Raw genomic sequence first — 13,378 nt, forward strand, 5'->3', positions numbered from 1 at the left:
CGTTATTGGATCGACAGGTCCAAATTGTAACCAACCGTCTTGCCTGTGTCGCGATCGTTACCCATCAGATAAACACGTATGGTGTAGTCGCCATCATCGGGAAGCTCGATCCGGGCGGTATTTCCATCGATTGAGCCGTTGTAAATTGCGACACCGTCGCTATCCGGCGGCAAGATGTTGAAATAGATCACGCCGTTGCCATTGGTGTCACTGACCTTAAGGTCGGCGAACATCTCCTGCCCAGCCTTGGCTCCGAGTTTATAGTCGAAATATTCGTCGCCGGTGACAGTCCCATTCACCATCGTGCCGAAATTGCCCGGTTGGAATTTAACGTCTGCGGACATCTGTGCGGAAACGCTGGCTCCAAAAGTCAGCAAAAGCGCTGTGACTGCCATCCTTAAGAACATTTATAACCCCGATTTAGTTAGCGTCGATAAACAACCCTACCACAACGGATCAGATTCGAAGGAATGGTTGGAACAGGCGCGGCATCAGCTTGCTGAACTTCAGTGGAGCATCAGTGACGGCCAGGCAAATGCAGTCTTCAGAAATATCTGCCGTAGGGGTATGATGGATAGACTGGTCAGCGATTTCGACATCGCCGCGGTCGAAGCGGTCGATCTCGTCAGAGAATGCACCCTGCAGGACCATCGTCAGTTCTATGCCTTTATGGCTGTGATCCGGCACCGCTGCCCCGGCGGGGATAAACAACAACCGGGCGGTGGCTTCGCTGGTCGTGGGCAGGATTGCCTGTTTGACACCCATGCCGACGGGCTTCCATTTGATCGCGTTCACGTCGCCGCCGACATAGTCCTGCAGCGGTGTCGGAAGAACTGCACAAGACGGGTGCGCGGGTTTCACCTTTGGTGCGCCCTGAGCAATCAATGCCATTGTTGCCGCTAGTGAACCGTCACTCATGCTTGCTGACGCATCTTGTTCCTGCAAAACGCATCCGCCAACTGCGTCAAAGCTTTCAGCGCGGGCGCGGCAGTGGTCGCACAGAGACAGATGCGTTGCGACCATCAGGTCAAACGCTTCGGGCAGATTGCCTGCGGCATAGGCCAGCAGCAGGTCGTCTGTCAGGTGATGTTTAATCTCGTTTTTCATGCTCGTCATCTCAGTTCATCGCGTGGCGCAAGCGGTCCAGCGCCAGCCGTATCCGTGATTTGATCGTTCCCAAGGGCAACCCGGTCTGAGATGCGATTTCTCGATGGCTCAGATCTCCGAAGTAGGCCTTCTCGATCAGCTGTCTTTGCGCCTCAGGTAATGCCGCCATGGCATCACGCAGCTGCGCGGTTTCCTGTTGCAGCGCTAGAACGTCTTCCTGTTCCGGCTCCGCCTCCGGCCCCCACCCGAGGTCTTCGGGTTCGGGGCGGCGTTGCTTGCGCAATACGTCAATGCGCTTGTTCCTTGCGATCGTGAACACCCAGGTCGCAACCGTTGCCCTTGTCGGGTCAAACAGATGCGCCTTGTGCCACAAGGTCGCCATGACCTCCTGCGCGCATTCTTCAGCCAGGGCGGCATCCGAACCGGACTTGATCAGGAACGCCTTGATACGAGGCGCGAAATGCTGAAACAGTTCGGCGAAGGACGCCTGATCCTGAGCGTCTCGGATTCGACGGACGTGTTCCACCCAATCCTTTCTGGCGCCACAAGTATTATTCTGTCCGTTCACCGAGTTGCCCTTAAAACGCTTAGGTCCGCGCCAAACAATTCTTCCAGCAGCTTCTGCCGTCGGTTCGTCCATTGTCGCGGTGTCAGTCTCGGTAAACATAACCACAATACGTGGGGACACCCAAGGTGGATCAGTCGGTTGGATAAATTTCATCCAAAACCGGCTGAATATCGTATTGTGAGATACCAGATATGCGGAAATGCATGTCAATTGAATGATTTGCGGGCAGGACGGAAAATCTGTTTTATGAACAGAATTGATTATATCGCGGGCCATACCTTTCACGGGCGCAAAGGTGCGGTCGAGAATGCGTTTCGCTATTCCGTCGATTACATCTTGCTAGACCCCGAGGCCCACCCCAAGACCCCATACCTGTTTTCGATCAATGGCGCGAACCTGACAAGCTGGCGAGATTGCGATCATGGGGGTGAACCTGGTCAGGGTCGCGGGGCGATCTGGCTGCGTGAATGCTTTGAGGCGCAAGATATTCCACAACCGGACAGGATGACCTTGCTGACACAACCCCGTGTGTTAGGGCATGTGTTCAATCCGGTCAGTTTCTGGTTCTGTTTTGATAAAGATAACCAGCTTTATGCTGTGGTGGCCGAGGTGACCAACACTTATGGCACACGCCATAGCTACTTGTGCCACAAACCCGATTTTTCACCGATTGCACCTACCGATCGGATACTTGCGGACAAGCTGATGCATGTCTCTCCGTTTCAGAAGATCGAGGGCACCTATACCTTCCGCTTTGACTATCAGGACGAACGTGTTGGTGTCTGGATCGATTATGGGCGTGCCCGAGGCGGTTTGATTGCCACGCTGACCGGTCCGCGCCAGCCGTACAGCAACCGGATCATTCTAAAGTCTCTCTGGCGGCGTCCGTTCGGCGCGCGCCGGGCGGTATTTCTGATCCACTGGCAGGCGGTGAAGCTGTGGTTCAAACGGGCGCGGTTCAGCCCGTTTCGTACCGCGCCGGTTCCCGATCAGCCTGTATCCCGGTCGCGGCACTAAAGCCCTCCGCTTTGCGCAAGATCAAAGACGGTCACCTGTGGGATCGTGCAGAAATGCCTGGACCGCGAACACGAGGAGTTGAGACAGATGTTGGAAATCTCGGCAAGAAAGATCGCCCAGGTCGCCATGATGGGGCGTGAACTGGACCGGGCCGAGGGCGAATTGCGCGCATTCATCGACCGTATGAGTGAGGATGAGCAAGCAGAGCTGGTAGCCGTCATGTGGATCGGCCGAGAAAGCTTTTTTGCCGAGGATTTGGCCGAAGCGATCGCGACGGCTAAGTCCGAAGCCTCGACGCCTTGCGCGGATTATCTGATCGGAACACCGCATCTGTCGGACCATCTGGAAAACGGGTTGGATGCGCTGGGGATTTCAGCCGAGGACGTTGAAAACGATCTGATGTAGTCGGTGATCTGGCGACGGGTCAGCTTATCCTAGCTTATGAAGCAAAATTAATGCGGCCTTCCGTCGGGGTTAATGTCGAGTTCTTTGATCAGGTTCATCAAACAAAGCGATGAATCGAGGAGGAACCGTCATGGCACATGTCAATGCAACCGGAGCAGATCATCGGGATCTGCTTTTTGGCCAACTTGTGAACCAAACAGTGCCAAAGTCAGGATGGCAGCGCCGCAAGGTCTACAAGAACACGATCCGGGCGCTTGAAGAACTCAGCGATCGTCAGCTTTTTGATATCGGCATTCCGCGTGGTGAGATCAGGCGGCGCGTATATCGAAACGTCTATCAGAACATACCCTATCTGAACGGCGTTTAAGCCTTTCCGGCGCTGTACGGATATCGGTCCATTGTAAATTTTGCTGAGGTAACGAGTATGCTGGATGCCAACCCAATCCCGAAACAAACCCCTTCAAAAAGCGCATTGATGCTGTTTGACCGGGCGATGAGAATACACGCGATCAGGGCGGATATCGTTTGTGCCGCCCAGGAACTGAATCGGCTTTCTGATTCCGATCTGTCAGAACTGGGCATCAACCGCTGCGATGTGGAAGCGGTGATTGCGCAATACATCTGACGATAGCGGGTTAAGCCGCATTAAGAACGCAGCCGCTCCGAAGGTACCGGAGCGGCTGTTTGTGATTTAAGCCGTGTGGTCCACGATCTGCAGGTGCTGCGCCAGTGTGTCGATCTCGCGCATCCAGTCCTGCACCAGCTTCGGGTCGCTGGGTGCAGCGTGAACTCCTGCGGGAATAGCGCGGTTCAGCACGGCCTCGACGGCCAGTGAAACCGGGATCGAAACCAGCCGCGCCATCGCCGTCCCGCGCGCGTCGCCCCAGGCATCCATGACATAGGTTTTGTGCCAAACTTCAACGCCGTCCTTTTCCGCCTTCAGGCCCACACATAAAACCACGCGGTCAGGCTCGCCCTCGTCATAGGCGTTCTCGGCCCAGAACTGATCCGACATCTCTTTCAAGCGCGCATCGCCTTCGGGGCCGGACAGCGTTTCGATTTCGGTGAACACATCCGACCACGCCTCAGCCCAGCCGTTCAGGCGCAGGGTGCCACGGACAAATTCCTTGACCGGCCAGTGATCCTCGAACTGGTACTCGGCCTTGAAGGGGATCGAGTCGCGGTTCGGGTAGACTTCGAAGCTTTCCGGAGTGGGCAGCGGTGCGATGTAGCTGGTGATCGCGTCCCAAGGTCGGGCGACATCCAGCGGCGCGTAGTCCCGGATTGACTTGGAAGGAGAGCGCAGCGCTTTGAGCACACCCAGAGGTGACCAGCTGAATTTGTAGCGGAACGGGTTGGGATTCTTGGGAACGCCTCCGCAATAAGAGATAAAGCTCAGGTGGTTTTGGGGATCAAACGCGTCCGAGGCGCGGTAATCGGCAACCAGCGCATGCGCCATCAGATGGTCGATGCCCGGGTCCAACCCAACTTCGTTAACCAGCGCTACTCCGGCCTCGCGGGCCTTGCTGTCCAGCGCGCGCATCTCAGGTGCGATATATGAGGAAGAGACAAAGTTGGCTTCTTTCGAGATTGCCAATTCTGCCAAAGGTACATGCCAGTCACCAGGCAGCATCGATACGATGGCGTCACCTTTTTCCAGCACCGCACCCAATGCGTCGATGTCGAAGGCGCGGATGTCGTCGGTGAGGTCACCGACCTCTGTCTTGGCCTTCTCAATGGTCCGGTTCCAGACAGTGACTTTGTGCCCGCCTTCAATAAGACGGCGCAGGCCGGGGATGGCCGACAGGCCGGTGCCGCACCAGTGAATCGTCATCGCTCAGATCCCTTCAATATGAGTTTCGTAAGTTGCTTCTGCCCGGCCCCAGACGCCGCTATCCAGATCGGTGAGGGTCAACAACGACGGAAGTAATTGCGCCGCGTAGTCCTCGGAACTTTCGACAGGCAGCATCGACGGCAGGTTGTCGATCGCCATAACATCCATCACCGGATCGGTGGCCACGCGCAAGGCGGGGGCATCCCATGTGGTCGCGCGGTCATAGACCGGCACTGGGTTGTAATCGCTATCCGGGTCGCAGGCCACATCGCCGATAGCTGTAAGGTTCCGCGAGGTGGTCAGCGCTGACCGTGGGACAAAGACCGGTGTGCCGGGACGAGCGAAGATACAGTTCAAGAACAGGTCGTGGTCGAGGATTTCTGGGAATGGTCCGCCGCGGGCGGTTTCGGCCATGTCCCACTTGGTAACGCTGACGCCCATTGCCTCGCAGAGATCAGCCGCGCCTGTGCCAACACGGCCCAACGCACCGATGACGATGGCGCGAGGACGGTCGGCGCCGGTGGAGTCCAGCTCGGCCAGCAATTCGGCATTCAACGTGTCTTTGTTCTTATAAACACCAACCGGCGGGCATTCTTCATTTCGTTGCTGGGCCGCCCATGTCTTGAGCGTCACGGCAGCCCCCGCGTATCCAGCCCAATAGCCGAAAGCGGCAACCCGGTGGCCGTTTTCCTCGACCAGATACTCCAGATCATAAAGTGTGCCGCCGCCAGCCTTGAACCGCTGCAAAAGCGCGCGTCCTGAATGTTGCCCCTTATAGGCATGGCCGAACATGATATGGCGGTGGGGCAGGGGCGTGCCGTCCTCGGGCAGCTCCTTGAGGCCAAAGATGATCGCGTCCAGCGGGGCATTGGGCCAGGAATTCTCAGCCGCGATTTCACAGCCCGAGTCCTTGTAGCCATCAATTGCGATGGCGCGGACGGAACTTTCCTCGACCGTCACGCGGATGCCTGCCGCGATCAACGCGGCAGTGCCTTCGGGGGTCAGCCCGACCCGTTCCTCGTTCGGGCGCTGTTCTGCCCGGACCCAGAGATGTGTCATTCCAATTCCTTTTGTCAGAGCATACCGGCAGCGCGTACCGCCTGTACCGAGGGACGTGCCTCCATCGCTTCTCGGAAGGCGATGATCTTTGGAAAGGCCGAGACGTCAACACCGTCGCCCTCCAGCCAGCTGCAAACCACGTACAGGTACGCGTCGGCCAGCGAGAACGCCTCGCCCAAAACAAACGGCCCACGCAACCCGTTCGACGAGATATATGCGCAGGACTCAGTCATGTTTTGCGCGACTTTGTCCTTCATGTCTTTCCAGCTGGATTTCTTGTCTGCCCAACGGGGCCCGCGCATCTTGTGGGCATGGTTCACATGCATGGTCGAGGCGAGATAAAACATCACCTCTCGCATCCGCGCCGCCATAACCGAATCTGATGGCACCAATCCCGCCTCGGGCGCTTTAGCGGCAATGTATTCCAACAACGCTCCGGTTTCGGTCAGAATGCCGCCATCCACAACCAGTGCCGGGACCCGACCTTTTGGATTGATCTGCTTATAGGCGGGTTTGGTTTGCTCACCTCCGGCAAAGTCCAGTTGGATGGCCTCATACTCAAGCCCGGCCTCTTCCAGCGCAATTGCCACGGCGACCGAGATTGTGCGGGGGGCATAATAAAGTTGCATTGTAGCCTCCTTACAGATGGGTCTGCGCGAACTGACGGTCTGGCGCTTCCAGATGGGGCACTGCGTTGAACAGAACCGGACTTAACTGCGCGCCAATCGGGTGCAGACGATGCATCGACGTGTTCATGATGGCAAGCGCCACCCGCGCCATCGATGGGATATCCAAGCCCATCGCCTGCCGCACCACCATCGAGATCAGCCCGCCCGAGGTCACGACAATTGCCGGACCGCCTTCGGTACCTATCTCTCGCAGAGCGTCGCGAACGCGAGTCTCGAACTCTTCGAAGGTTTCCGGCGTATCTTCGATCTCGCCCCGGGACCAGGCGGCAAAGGTGCGGGGCAAGTGCTCGACAAAGCCTTCGCGGTCGGTTGGTATTTCAACCCCGTGCTGCTGTTGGAACAACTGGGCAAGGGTGAAATACTCGATCTCATTCAGCCGCGCATCCCGAGTTGGCTGCGGCAGCCCCATGCTGGCCGCAGTTTCCACGTGCCGGTTGAGTGTGCCGCAATAAACCCGAGGGTAATGCAGGCGGGTATCGCGCAGATGCGCGCCCAGCCAACGGGCCTGTTGGTGACCCAGTTCGCTCAGCCGGTCATAGCTCAGCTCATCCCGTGCGGTTGTGTTGGCCTGCCCGTGGCGCACTAATGTGATATGTGACATGATGATCCCTCTTGCGTTGACGTCTTAGGGCAGGTTCGGGGCCGGGACCAGAGGGCTTTCACGCGGGCCCGAAAAAACTCCTATATCAGGCGCAGTTTACCGCTATGGTCACCCCGACAAGGAGGACCCATGGCTGTCGATCACACACGATTTCTGACCGATCTGCACACGCTGCGTTCATTCGGGGCTTCGGGCGTCGGCAAGGGCGTCGTCCGCCCCGCCTATTCCAAAGCTGATATCGCCGCGCGCCAGTGGCTCGCCGCGCGCATGGCCGAGGCTGGCCTGACTCCGCATGTCGACCCGGTTGGAAACCTGTTCGGGTTGGCTGATGGACCCTCGCTGCTGATGGGCTCGCATTCCGACAGCCAGCCCGAGGGCGGTTGGCTGGACGGAGCCCTGGGCGTCATTGCGGCACTGGAAATCGGGCGTTCCAGTGACCGACCCATCTCGGTCGTCAGTTTTCAGGACGAAGAGGGGCGGTTCGGCGTCACCACCGGATCGGCGGTCTGGTCAGGTGGATTATCTTTGGAACAGGCGGACGTGCTGACTGATGGCTCAGGCGTCACCTTTGGCAGCGCGCGGGCTGAAATGGCAAAGAAGTCGCAAGGCTTTGTTGATCCTGCTCGGTTCAGCGGTTTCATCGAAATGCACATCGAACAGGGCCCGGCACTGGATGCAGCCGGTGAACAGATCGGCGTTGTCACCGATATCGTCGGCATCCGCGATATGGTCATCACCTTCCAAGGCCAGCAAAACCATGCTGGAACCACGCCAATGCACTTGCGACGTGACGCGTTTCAGGCCCTGTCGCTGTTCAACACGCGCCTCAGTGACCGGTTCCGTAATGTGGTCACGCCGCAAACTGTCTGGACCATCGGGCGTGTTGATGTTCACCCCAATGCGTCCTCTATCGTGCCGGGACGGGTGCGGTTTTCGATGCAATGGCGCGACGGCGATCCTGAGCGTCTGGTGCGTATGGAAGACATCATTCGCGCGACCGCACAGCAGATTGCCGAAGAGCAGGGCATAACACTAACCTACGGCCCGATGCTGGGGTTAGAGCCCGTCAGCATGGACCCGGTTTTGCGCGGTGCGCTGGAAAGCGGCGCGCAGGCCATTGCGCCTGGGCGTTGGCGCAATATGCCATCCGGAGCGCTCCACGATGCCACCAATGTCTCGCGCCTGATGCCGGTTGCGATGCTCTTTGTCCCGTCGATTGACGGAATCAGCCACGATTTTGCCGAAGACACAGCCGAAGAGGATTTGGTTGCGGGTCTCAGGGTGCTTGATCGCGCAGTTCATTCCCTTGAGGAATGAAGGTAAGTTGAAGACCATTTCATGATTTTCCACGCGAAACCAAGTTACTATCGGGGATGTCCACCAGCTATGGGCGGGTGCTCGGCACAGTTTTACTGACTCCGAACAAGGAGTGTTGCCTAACGGAAAAAAGTTTCCTATAGGAACATTATTGATGCATGCACCCGTATACTGTTCTGCCGTGATCGAGGCGATCTGCTGAAATCCTGGGCTGAATCGTTGCAATCTGTGCAGCTTGGGTCAGACTGACAGGAACGTTTCTGGGTAACTGATACAAAGCAGGTGGCCACCATGACTTCATCCTTAAAACGCACGCCTCTTCACGCTTTGCATGTTGAGTTGGGGGGTAAGTTGGTTGATTTTGCGGGATGGGAGATGCCTGTTCAGTATCCTTTGGGGATTATGGGGGAGCATAAGCAGTGTCGTGAGAAGGCGGCGGTGTTTGATGTGTCTCATATGGGTCAGGTGATTTTGCGGGGCGAGAATGTGGGTGAGAAGCTGGAAGCGCTTTGCCCGCAGGCTTATGCGACGCTGAAGGACGGCAAGGCGCGGTACGGGTTCTTTACGAACGCAGAAGGCGGGATCATGGATGACCTGATCGTGTCGAACGCGGGGGATCATTACTTTGTGGTGGTGAATGCGGCGCTGCGGCATCAGGACATTCCGCATATGCGTGAGCACCTCGAAGGCGTCGAAGTGATCGAGATTTTCGACCGTGCGCTGGTGGCCGTTCAGGGCCCTGCGGCGGAAAACGTTGTGGGCGAACTGTGCCCCGCCGCGCGGGATCTGAAGTTCATGGAAACCACCGTGGCGGATATCAACGGCGTCGAATGCCGTATCTCGCGGCTGGGCTATACCGGCGAGGATGGCTACGAGATTTCGATCCCCGAGGACAAGGCGATTGAGATCACCAAAGCCTTCCTGGCGCATGAGGATTGCGAAGCGGCCGGTCTGGGCGCGCGCGACAGCCTGCGGCTGGAGGCAGGTCTGTGCCTTTATGGCAATGACATCGACCAGAGCACCTCGCCGATCGAGGCCTCGCTGGCTTGGGCGATCCAGAAACGCCGCAAGGAAGAGGGCGGCTTTCCGGGGGCGGACCGCGTGCAAAAGGAACTGGCCGAAGGTCCCGCCAAAAAGCTGGTGGGCATCAAGCCCGAAGGCCGTGCGCCAGCGCGTCAGGGCGTGGAAGTGCAGTGCCTTGAGGGCAACAGCATCGGTCAGATCACCTCGGGCGTGTTTGGCCCCACGGTGGGTGGACCGGTGGCGATGGGCTATGTGAGCAAAGGCCATGGCGAGCCGGGCGAGAAGGTGAACCTGATCATCCGGGGCAAGCCGCAACCGGCTGAGATCGTGGCGCTGCCCTTCGTCAAACAGAATTACAAGCGTTGAAGTCAGGAGAGAGAGACATGGCAACCTATTATTCCGAAGAGCATGAATGGCTGAGCGTTGACGGCGACACCGCCACGCTGGGCATCACCAAACACGCCGCCGAGCAGTTGGGTGACGTGGTGTTCGTGGAACAGCAGGAAGCAGGCGACGAGTTCGAAAAAGGCGGCGAGATCGGCGTGATTGAATCCGTCAAGGCGGCGTCCGAGCTTTACGCACCGGTCGACGGCGAGATCACCGAGGTGAACGAGGCACTGGCCGACAATCCCGGCGCGCTGAACGAAGACCCCGAAGGCGAGGCCTGGATCTACAAGATCAAGATCGCGGACGCCTCGCAGCTCGAAGACCTGATGGACGAGGCCGGCTACAAGGCCTTCATCGGTTAACTCAGGCGGCGGGTCCGTGCGCGGCCCCGCCCCTTCATCTGTTTCCAAATACTTCCGCCGGAGGCTCCTGCCGTCTCCGCCGGGCCTGACCTATCCTTGAGGAGCGCACACATGGCCTTCAAACTGACCGATTACGAAGCCTATGACTTCGCCAACCGCCGCCATATCGGGCCCAGCCCGACCGAGATGCGCGACATGCTCAAGGTGATCGGCTTCAAGACGCTGGACGAGCTGATCGACGCCACCGTCCCGCCCGCGATCCGGCAGAAAGAGCCGCTGGACTGGGGTCCGGCGATGACCGAGCGCGATGCGCTCTTTCACATGAAAGAGGTGGCGAGCAAGAACAAGGTTCTGACCTCGCTGATCGGTCAGGGCTATTATGGCACCACCACGCCGGCGCCGATCCTGCGCAACATTCTGGAGAACCCGGCCTGGTACACGGCCTACACGCCTTATCAGCCCGAGATCAGCCAGGGCCGACTTGAGGCGCTGTTGAACTTCCAGACCATGGTCAGCGACCTGACCGGGCTGGACGTGGCCAACGCGTCCTTGCTGGACGAAGCGACTGCTGCGGCGGAAGCCATGGCGATGGCCAAGCGCGGCGGCCGGTCCAAGGCCAACAATGCAGCCTTCTTTGTCGACAAGAACTGCCACCCGCAGACCATCGCGGTGATTAAAACGCGCGCCGAGCCTCTGGGCATCGAGGTGCAGGTGGCTGATCCGGACACGCTGGATGCGGGCGCGGTCTTTGGCGCCATCTTCCAGTACCCCGGCACCCATGGCCATGTGCGCGACTTCACCGCCGAGATTGCGGCCCTGCATGAACACAAGGCGATTGCCATCGTCGCCGCCGATATCCTGTCGCTGGCGCTGCTGAAGTCGCCCGGTGAGATGGGCGCGGATATCGCCATCGGCTCGACCCAGCGCTTTGGTGTGCCGATGGGCTATGGTGGCCCGCACGCCGCGTATATGGCGACCACCGACAAGCTGAAGCGCTCGATGCCGGGCCGGATCATCGGTGTCAGCATCGACAGCCGGGGCAACAAGGCTTACCGCCTGGCGCTGCAGACCCGCGAACAGCACATCCGGCGTGAGAAAGCCAACTCGAACGTTTGCACCGCGCAGGCGCTGCTGGCGGTGATTGCCTCGATGTATGCCGTGTATCACGGCCCCGACGGCATCAAGGCCATCGCGCAATCGGTGCACCGCAAGACCTCGCGTTTGGCCGCCGGTCTGGAAGAGGCAGGCTTTGCTGTGGAGCCGGAAGTGTTCTTCGACACGATCACGGTTGAGGTTGGCCATCTGCAGAAAACGGTCATGGAGGCCGCTGTGGCCCGGGGCGTCAACCTGCGTAAGGTCGGCGACACGAAAGTGGGCATCAGCCTGGACGAACAGACCCGGCCCGAGACCATCGAGGCGGTCTGGGGGGCCTTCGGCATCGACCGCAAGGATGACAGCTCGAACGTGGCCTATCGCCTGCCGGATTACGCGCTGCGCGAAAGCGAGTACCTGACCCACCCGATCTTCCACAAGAACCGGGCCGAGGCCGAGATCACGCGCTACATGCGCCGTCTGGCCGACCGCGACCTGGCGCTGGACCGGGCGATGATCCCGCTGGGCTCGTGCACCATGAAGCTGAACGCCACGATCGAGATGATCCCGGTCACCTGGCCCGAGTTCGGCAACCTGCACCCGTTCTGCCCCGAAGATCAGGCGCAGGGCTATCATGAGATGATCGATGATCTGAACGACAAGTTGTGCCAGATCACCGGCTATGACGCGATCAGCCAGCAGCCCAACTCGGGCGCGCAGGGTGAGTACGCAGGCCTCTTGACCATCCGCAACTATCACTTCGCCCGGGGCGAAGGGCAGCGCAATGTCTGCCTGATCCCGACCTCGGCGCATGGGACCAACCCGGCCTCGGCCCAGATGGTGGGCTGGCAGGTTGTGCCTGTGCAGGCGGATGAGAAGGGCAACATTGATCTGAATGATTTCCGCGCCAAGGCCGAAAAGCACTCGGACCATCTGGCCGCCTGCATGATCACCTACCCCTCGACCCATGGCGTGTTTGAGACCACCGTGCAGGAGGTCTGCCAGATCACCCATGATCATGGCGGTCAGGTTTATATCGACGGCGCCAACATGAACGCCATGGTGGGTCTGTCGCGTCCCGGAGACATCGGCGGTGACGTCAGCCACCTGAACCTGCACAAGACCTTCTGCATCCCCCATGGCGGCGGCGGCCCCGGCATGGGTCCGATCGGCGTCAAAGCGCATCTGACCGAGCATCTGCCCGGCCACCCGGAATACGGCACTGCCGTGGGTCCGGTCTCGGCGGCGCCCTTTGGGTCGCCCTCGATCTTGCCGGTTAGCTGGGCCTATGTGCTGCTGATGGGCGGCGCGGGTCTGACGCAGGCCACGAAAGTGGCGATCCTGAACGCCAACTACATCGCGGCGCGGCTCAAGGATGCCTACCCGATCCTCTACACCTCGGAAACGGGTCGCGTGGCGCATGAATGCATCCTCGACACCCGCCCGCTGGACGAAGCGGCCCATGTCAGCGTCGATGACATCGCTAAGCGTCTGGTGGACAGCGGCTTCCACGCGCCCACCATGTCCTGGCCGGTGGCCGGCACCCTGATGGTCGAGCCTACGGAATCGGAACCCATGGACGAGCTGGACCGCTTCTGCGACGCCATGCTGTCCATCCGCTCCGAGGCACAGGACATCATCGACGGCAAGATCGACGCGGAAAACAACCCGCTGAAAAACGCTCCCCACACGGTGCGCGATCTGGTCGGCGACTGGGACCGTCCCTACACCCGTGAACAGGCCTGCTTCCCCCCAGGCTCCATGGGCGTCGACAAATACTGGTCCCCCGTCAACCGCGTCGACAACGCATACGGCGACCGAAACCTAATCTGCACATGCCCGCCAATGACCGAATACATGGACGCAGCTGAATAAACCTCAATCAATAAACCCCCGCCAACTGGCGGGGGTTTTCAA

Annotated in this window: 15 protein-coding genes; 8 read left to right on the forward strand and 7 right to left on the reverse strand. The window is 59.2% G+C overall.

The features are described 5' to 3' along the window. Positions 1-2: 2 nt before the first annotated feature. From ACR0CZ_RS00805 to ACR0CZ_RS00815, 3 genes are all read right to left on the reverse strand, one after another. Entirely contained in the window at positions 3-344 is a 342-nt protein-coding gene (locus tag ACR0CZ_RS00805; protein WP_255611950.1) for a hypothetical protein, read from the reverse strand. A 112-nt stretch (positions 345-456) separates the two neighbouring features. Next, positions 457-1,107, reverse strand: coding sequence for a ChrR family anti-sigma-E factor (locus tag ACR0CZ_RS00810; protein ID WP_170394605.1), 651 nt, complete (start codon positions 1,105-1,107; stop codon positions 457-459). Positions 1,108-1,117: 10 nt separating this feature from the next. Next, positions 1,118-1,774, reverse strand: coding sequence for a sigma-70 family RNA polymerase sigma factor (locus ACR0CZ_RS00815; protein WP_170395087.1), 657 nt, complete (start codon positions 1,772-1,774; stop codon positions 1,118-1,120). A 147-nt stretch (positions 1,775-1,921) separates the two neighbouring features. On the opposite strand from ACR0CZ_RS00815, the gene ACR0CZ_RS00820 reads away from it, so the two are divergent. The 4 genes from ACR0CZ_RS00820 to ACR0CZ_RS00835 all read left to right on the forward strand — a co-directional run bounded on the left by ACR0CZ_RS00820 (position 1,922) and on the right by ACR0CZ_RS00835 (position 3,722). Then, on the forward strand, positions 1,922-2,692 hold the full coding sequence (locus tag ACR0CZ_RS00820) for a DUF1365 domain-containing protein (RefSeq protein ID WP_170394602.1): 771 nt from the start codon (positions 1,922-1,924) through the stop codon (positions 2,690-2,692). 87 nt (positions 2,693-2,779) lie between these two features. After that, a complete protein-coding gene (locus ACR0CZ_RS00825; protein ID WP_170394599.1) occupies positions 2,780-3,097 on the forward strand; it encodes a DUF3775 domain-containing protein in 318 nt (105 codons plus the stop codon). A gap of 130 nt (positions 3,098-3,227) precedes the next feature. Continuing rightward, positions 3,228-3,464: a DUF1127 domain-containing protein gene (locus tag ACR0CZ_RS00830; RefSeq protein WP_170394595.1), complete on the forward strand. Its 237-nt coding sequence runs from the start codon at positions 3,228-3,230 to the stop codon at positions 3,462-3,464. A gap of 57 nt (positions 3,465-3,521) precedes the next feature. Continuing rightward, positions 3,522-3,722, forward strand: a complete 201-nt coding sequence (locus tag ACR0CZ_RS00835; protein WP_223117180.1) for a DUF1127 domain-containing protein — start codon at positions 3,522-3,524, stop codon at positions 3,720-3,722. A 66-nt stretch (positions 3,723-3,788) separates the two neighbouring features. On the opposite strand, the gene ACR0CZ_RS00840 is transcribed toward ACR0CZ_RS00835, so the two are convergent. The 4 genes from ACR0CZ_RS00840 to ACR0CZ_RS00855 are packed head-to-tail and all read right to left on the reverse strand — an operon-like array spanning position 3,789 to position 7,280. Then, positions 3,789-4,931, reverse strand: coding sequence for a saccharopine dehydrogenase C-terminal domain-containing protein (locus tag ACR0CZ_RS00840; RefSeq protein WP_170394592.1), 1,143 nt, complete (start codon positions 4,929-4,931; stop codon positions 3,789-3,791). 3 nt (positions 4,932-4,934) lie between these two features. Continuing rightward, entirely contained in the window at positions 4,935-5,990 is a 1,056-nt protein-coding gene (locus ACR0CZ_RS00845) for a saccharopine dehydrogenase (RefSeq protein WP_480537141.1), read from the reverse strand. 14 nt (positions 5,991-6,004) lie between these two features. Next, on the reverse strand, positions 6,005-6,619 hold the full coding sequence (locus ACR0CZ_RS00850; RefSeq protein WP_170426208.1) for a glutathione S-transferase family protein: 615 nt from the start codon (positions 6,617-6,619) through the stop codon (positions 6,005-6,007). Between the two features lie 10 nt (positions 6,620-6,629). Next, complete coding sequence (locus tag ACR0CZ_RS00855; protein WP_170514965.1) at positions 6,630-7,280, reverse strand: histidine phosphatase family protein; 651 nt, start codon at positions 7,278-7,280, stop codon at positions 6,630-6,632. A 129-nt stretch (positions 7,281-7,409) separates the two neighbouring features. Between ACR0CZ_RS00855 and ACR0CZ_RS00860 the strand changes: the two genes are divergently transcribed. The 4 genes from ACR0CZ_RS00860 to gcvP all read left to right on the forward strand — a co-directional run bounded on the left by ACR0CZ_RS00860 (position 7,410) and on the right by gcvP (position 13,336). Then, the gene (locus ACR0CZ_RS00860; protein WP_480537140.1) at positions 7,410-8,597 is read left to right on the forward strand and encodes a Zn-dependent hydrolase; all 1,188 of its coding nucleotides are present in this window, start codon (positions 7,410-7,412) and stop codon (positions 8,595-8,597) included. A gap of 291 nt (positions 8,598-8,888) precedes the next feature. Next, positions 8,889-9,986 carry a glycine cleavage system aminomethyltransferase GcvT gene (gcvT, locus tag ACR0CZ_RS00865; RefSeq protein WP_170394576.1) on the forward strand — a complete coding sequence of 366 codons (1,098 nt, stop codon included), beginning with the start codon at positions 8,889-8,891 and terminating at the stop codon, positions 9,984-9,986. Between the two features lie 17 nt (positions 9,987-10,003). Continuing rightward, positions 10,004-10,369, forward strand: coding sequence for a glycine cleavage system protein GcvH (gcvH, locus tag ACR0CZ_RS00870; RefSeq protein WP_170393732.1), 366 nt, complete (start codon positions 10,004-10,006; stop codon positions 10,367-10,369). 111 nt (positions 10,370-10,480) lie between these two features. Beyond that, the gene (gcvP, locus tag ACR0CZ_RS00875; protein WP_170393730.1) at positions 10,481-13,336 is read left to right on the forward strand and encodes an aminomethyl-transferring glycine dehydrogenase; all 2,856 of its coding nucleotides are present in this window, start codon (positions 10,481-10,483) and stop codon (positions 13,334-13,336) included. Positions 13,337-13,378: the final 42 nt, after the last annotated feature.

This window comes from Ruegeria sp. H9 (genome assembly GCF_056532915.1).

Bases quoted from the DNA above. Each gene is read 5' to 3' on its own strand.
- ACR0CZ_RS00855 (WP_170514965.1), bottom strand. From the start codon at position 7,280: ATGTCACATATCACATTAGTGCGCCACGGGCAGGCCAACACAACCGCA.
- ACR0CZ_RS00825 (WP_170394599.1), top strand. From the start codon at position 2,780: ATGTTGGAAATCTCGGCAAGAAAGATCGCCCAGGTCGCCATGATGGGG.
- gcvT (WP_170394576.1), top strand. From the start codon at position 8,889: ATGACTTCATCCTTAAAACGCACGCCTCTTCACGCTTTGCATGTTGAG.
- ACR0CZ_RS00835 (WP_223117180.1), top strand. From the start codon at position 3,522: ATGCTGGATGCCAACCCAATCCCGAAACAAACCCCTTCAAAAAGCGCA.
- gcvP (WP_170393730.1), top strand. From the start codon at position 10,481: ATGGCCTTCAAACTGACCGATTACGAAGCCTATGACTTCGCCAACCGC.
- ACR0CZ_RS00805 (WP_255611950.1), bottom strand. From the start codon at position 344: ATGTCCGCAGACGTTAAATTCCAACCGGGCAATTTCGGCACGATGGTG.
- ACR0CZ_RS00810 (WP_170394605.1), bottom strand. From the start codon at position 1,107: ATGAAAAACGAGATTAAACATCACCTGACAGACGACCTGCTGCTGGCC.
- gcvH (WP_170393732.1), top strand. From the start codon at position 10,004: ATGGCAACCTATTATTCCGAAGAGCATGAATGGCTGAGCGTTGACGGC.
- ACR0CZ_RS00820 (WP_170394602.1), top strand. From the start codon at position 1,922: ATGAACAGAATTGATTATATCGCGGGCCATACCTTTCACGGGCGCAAA.
- ACR0CZ_RS00830 (WP_170394595.1), top strand. From the start codon at position 3,228: ATGGCACATGTCAATGCAACCGGAGCAGATCATCGGGATCTGCTTTTT.
- ACR0CZ_RS00845 (WP_480537141.1), bottom strand. From the start codon at position 5,990: ATGACACATCTCTGGGTCCGGGCAGAACAGCGCCCGAACGAGGAACGG.
- ACR0CZ_RS00850 (WP_170426208.1), bottom strand. From the start codon at position 6,619: ATGCAACTTTATTATGCCCCCCGCACAATCTCGGTCGCCGTGGCAATT.
- ACR0CZ_RS00815 (WP_170395087.1), bottom strand. From the start codon at position 1,774: ATGTTTACCGAGACTGACACCGCGACAATGGACGAACCGACGGCAGAA.
- ACR0CZ_RS00840 (WP_170394592.1), bottom strand. From the start codon at position 4,931: ATGACGATTCACTGGTGCGGCACCGGCCTGTCGGCCATCCCCGGCCTG.
- ACR0CZ_RS00860 (WP_480537140.1), top strand. From the start codon at position 7,410: ATGGCTGTCGATCACACACGATTTCTGACCGATCTGCACACGCTGCGT.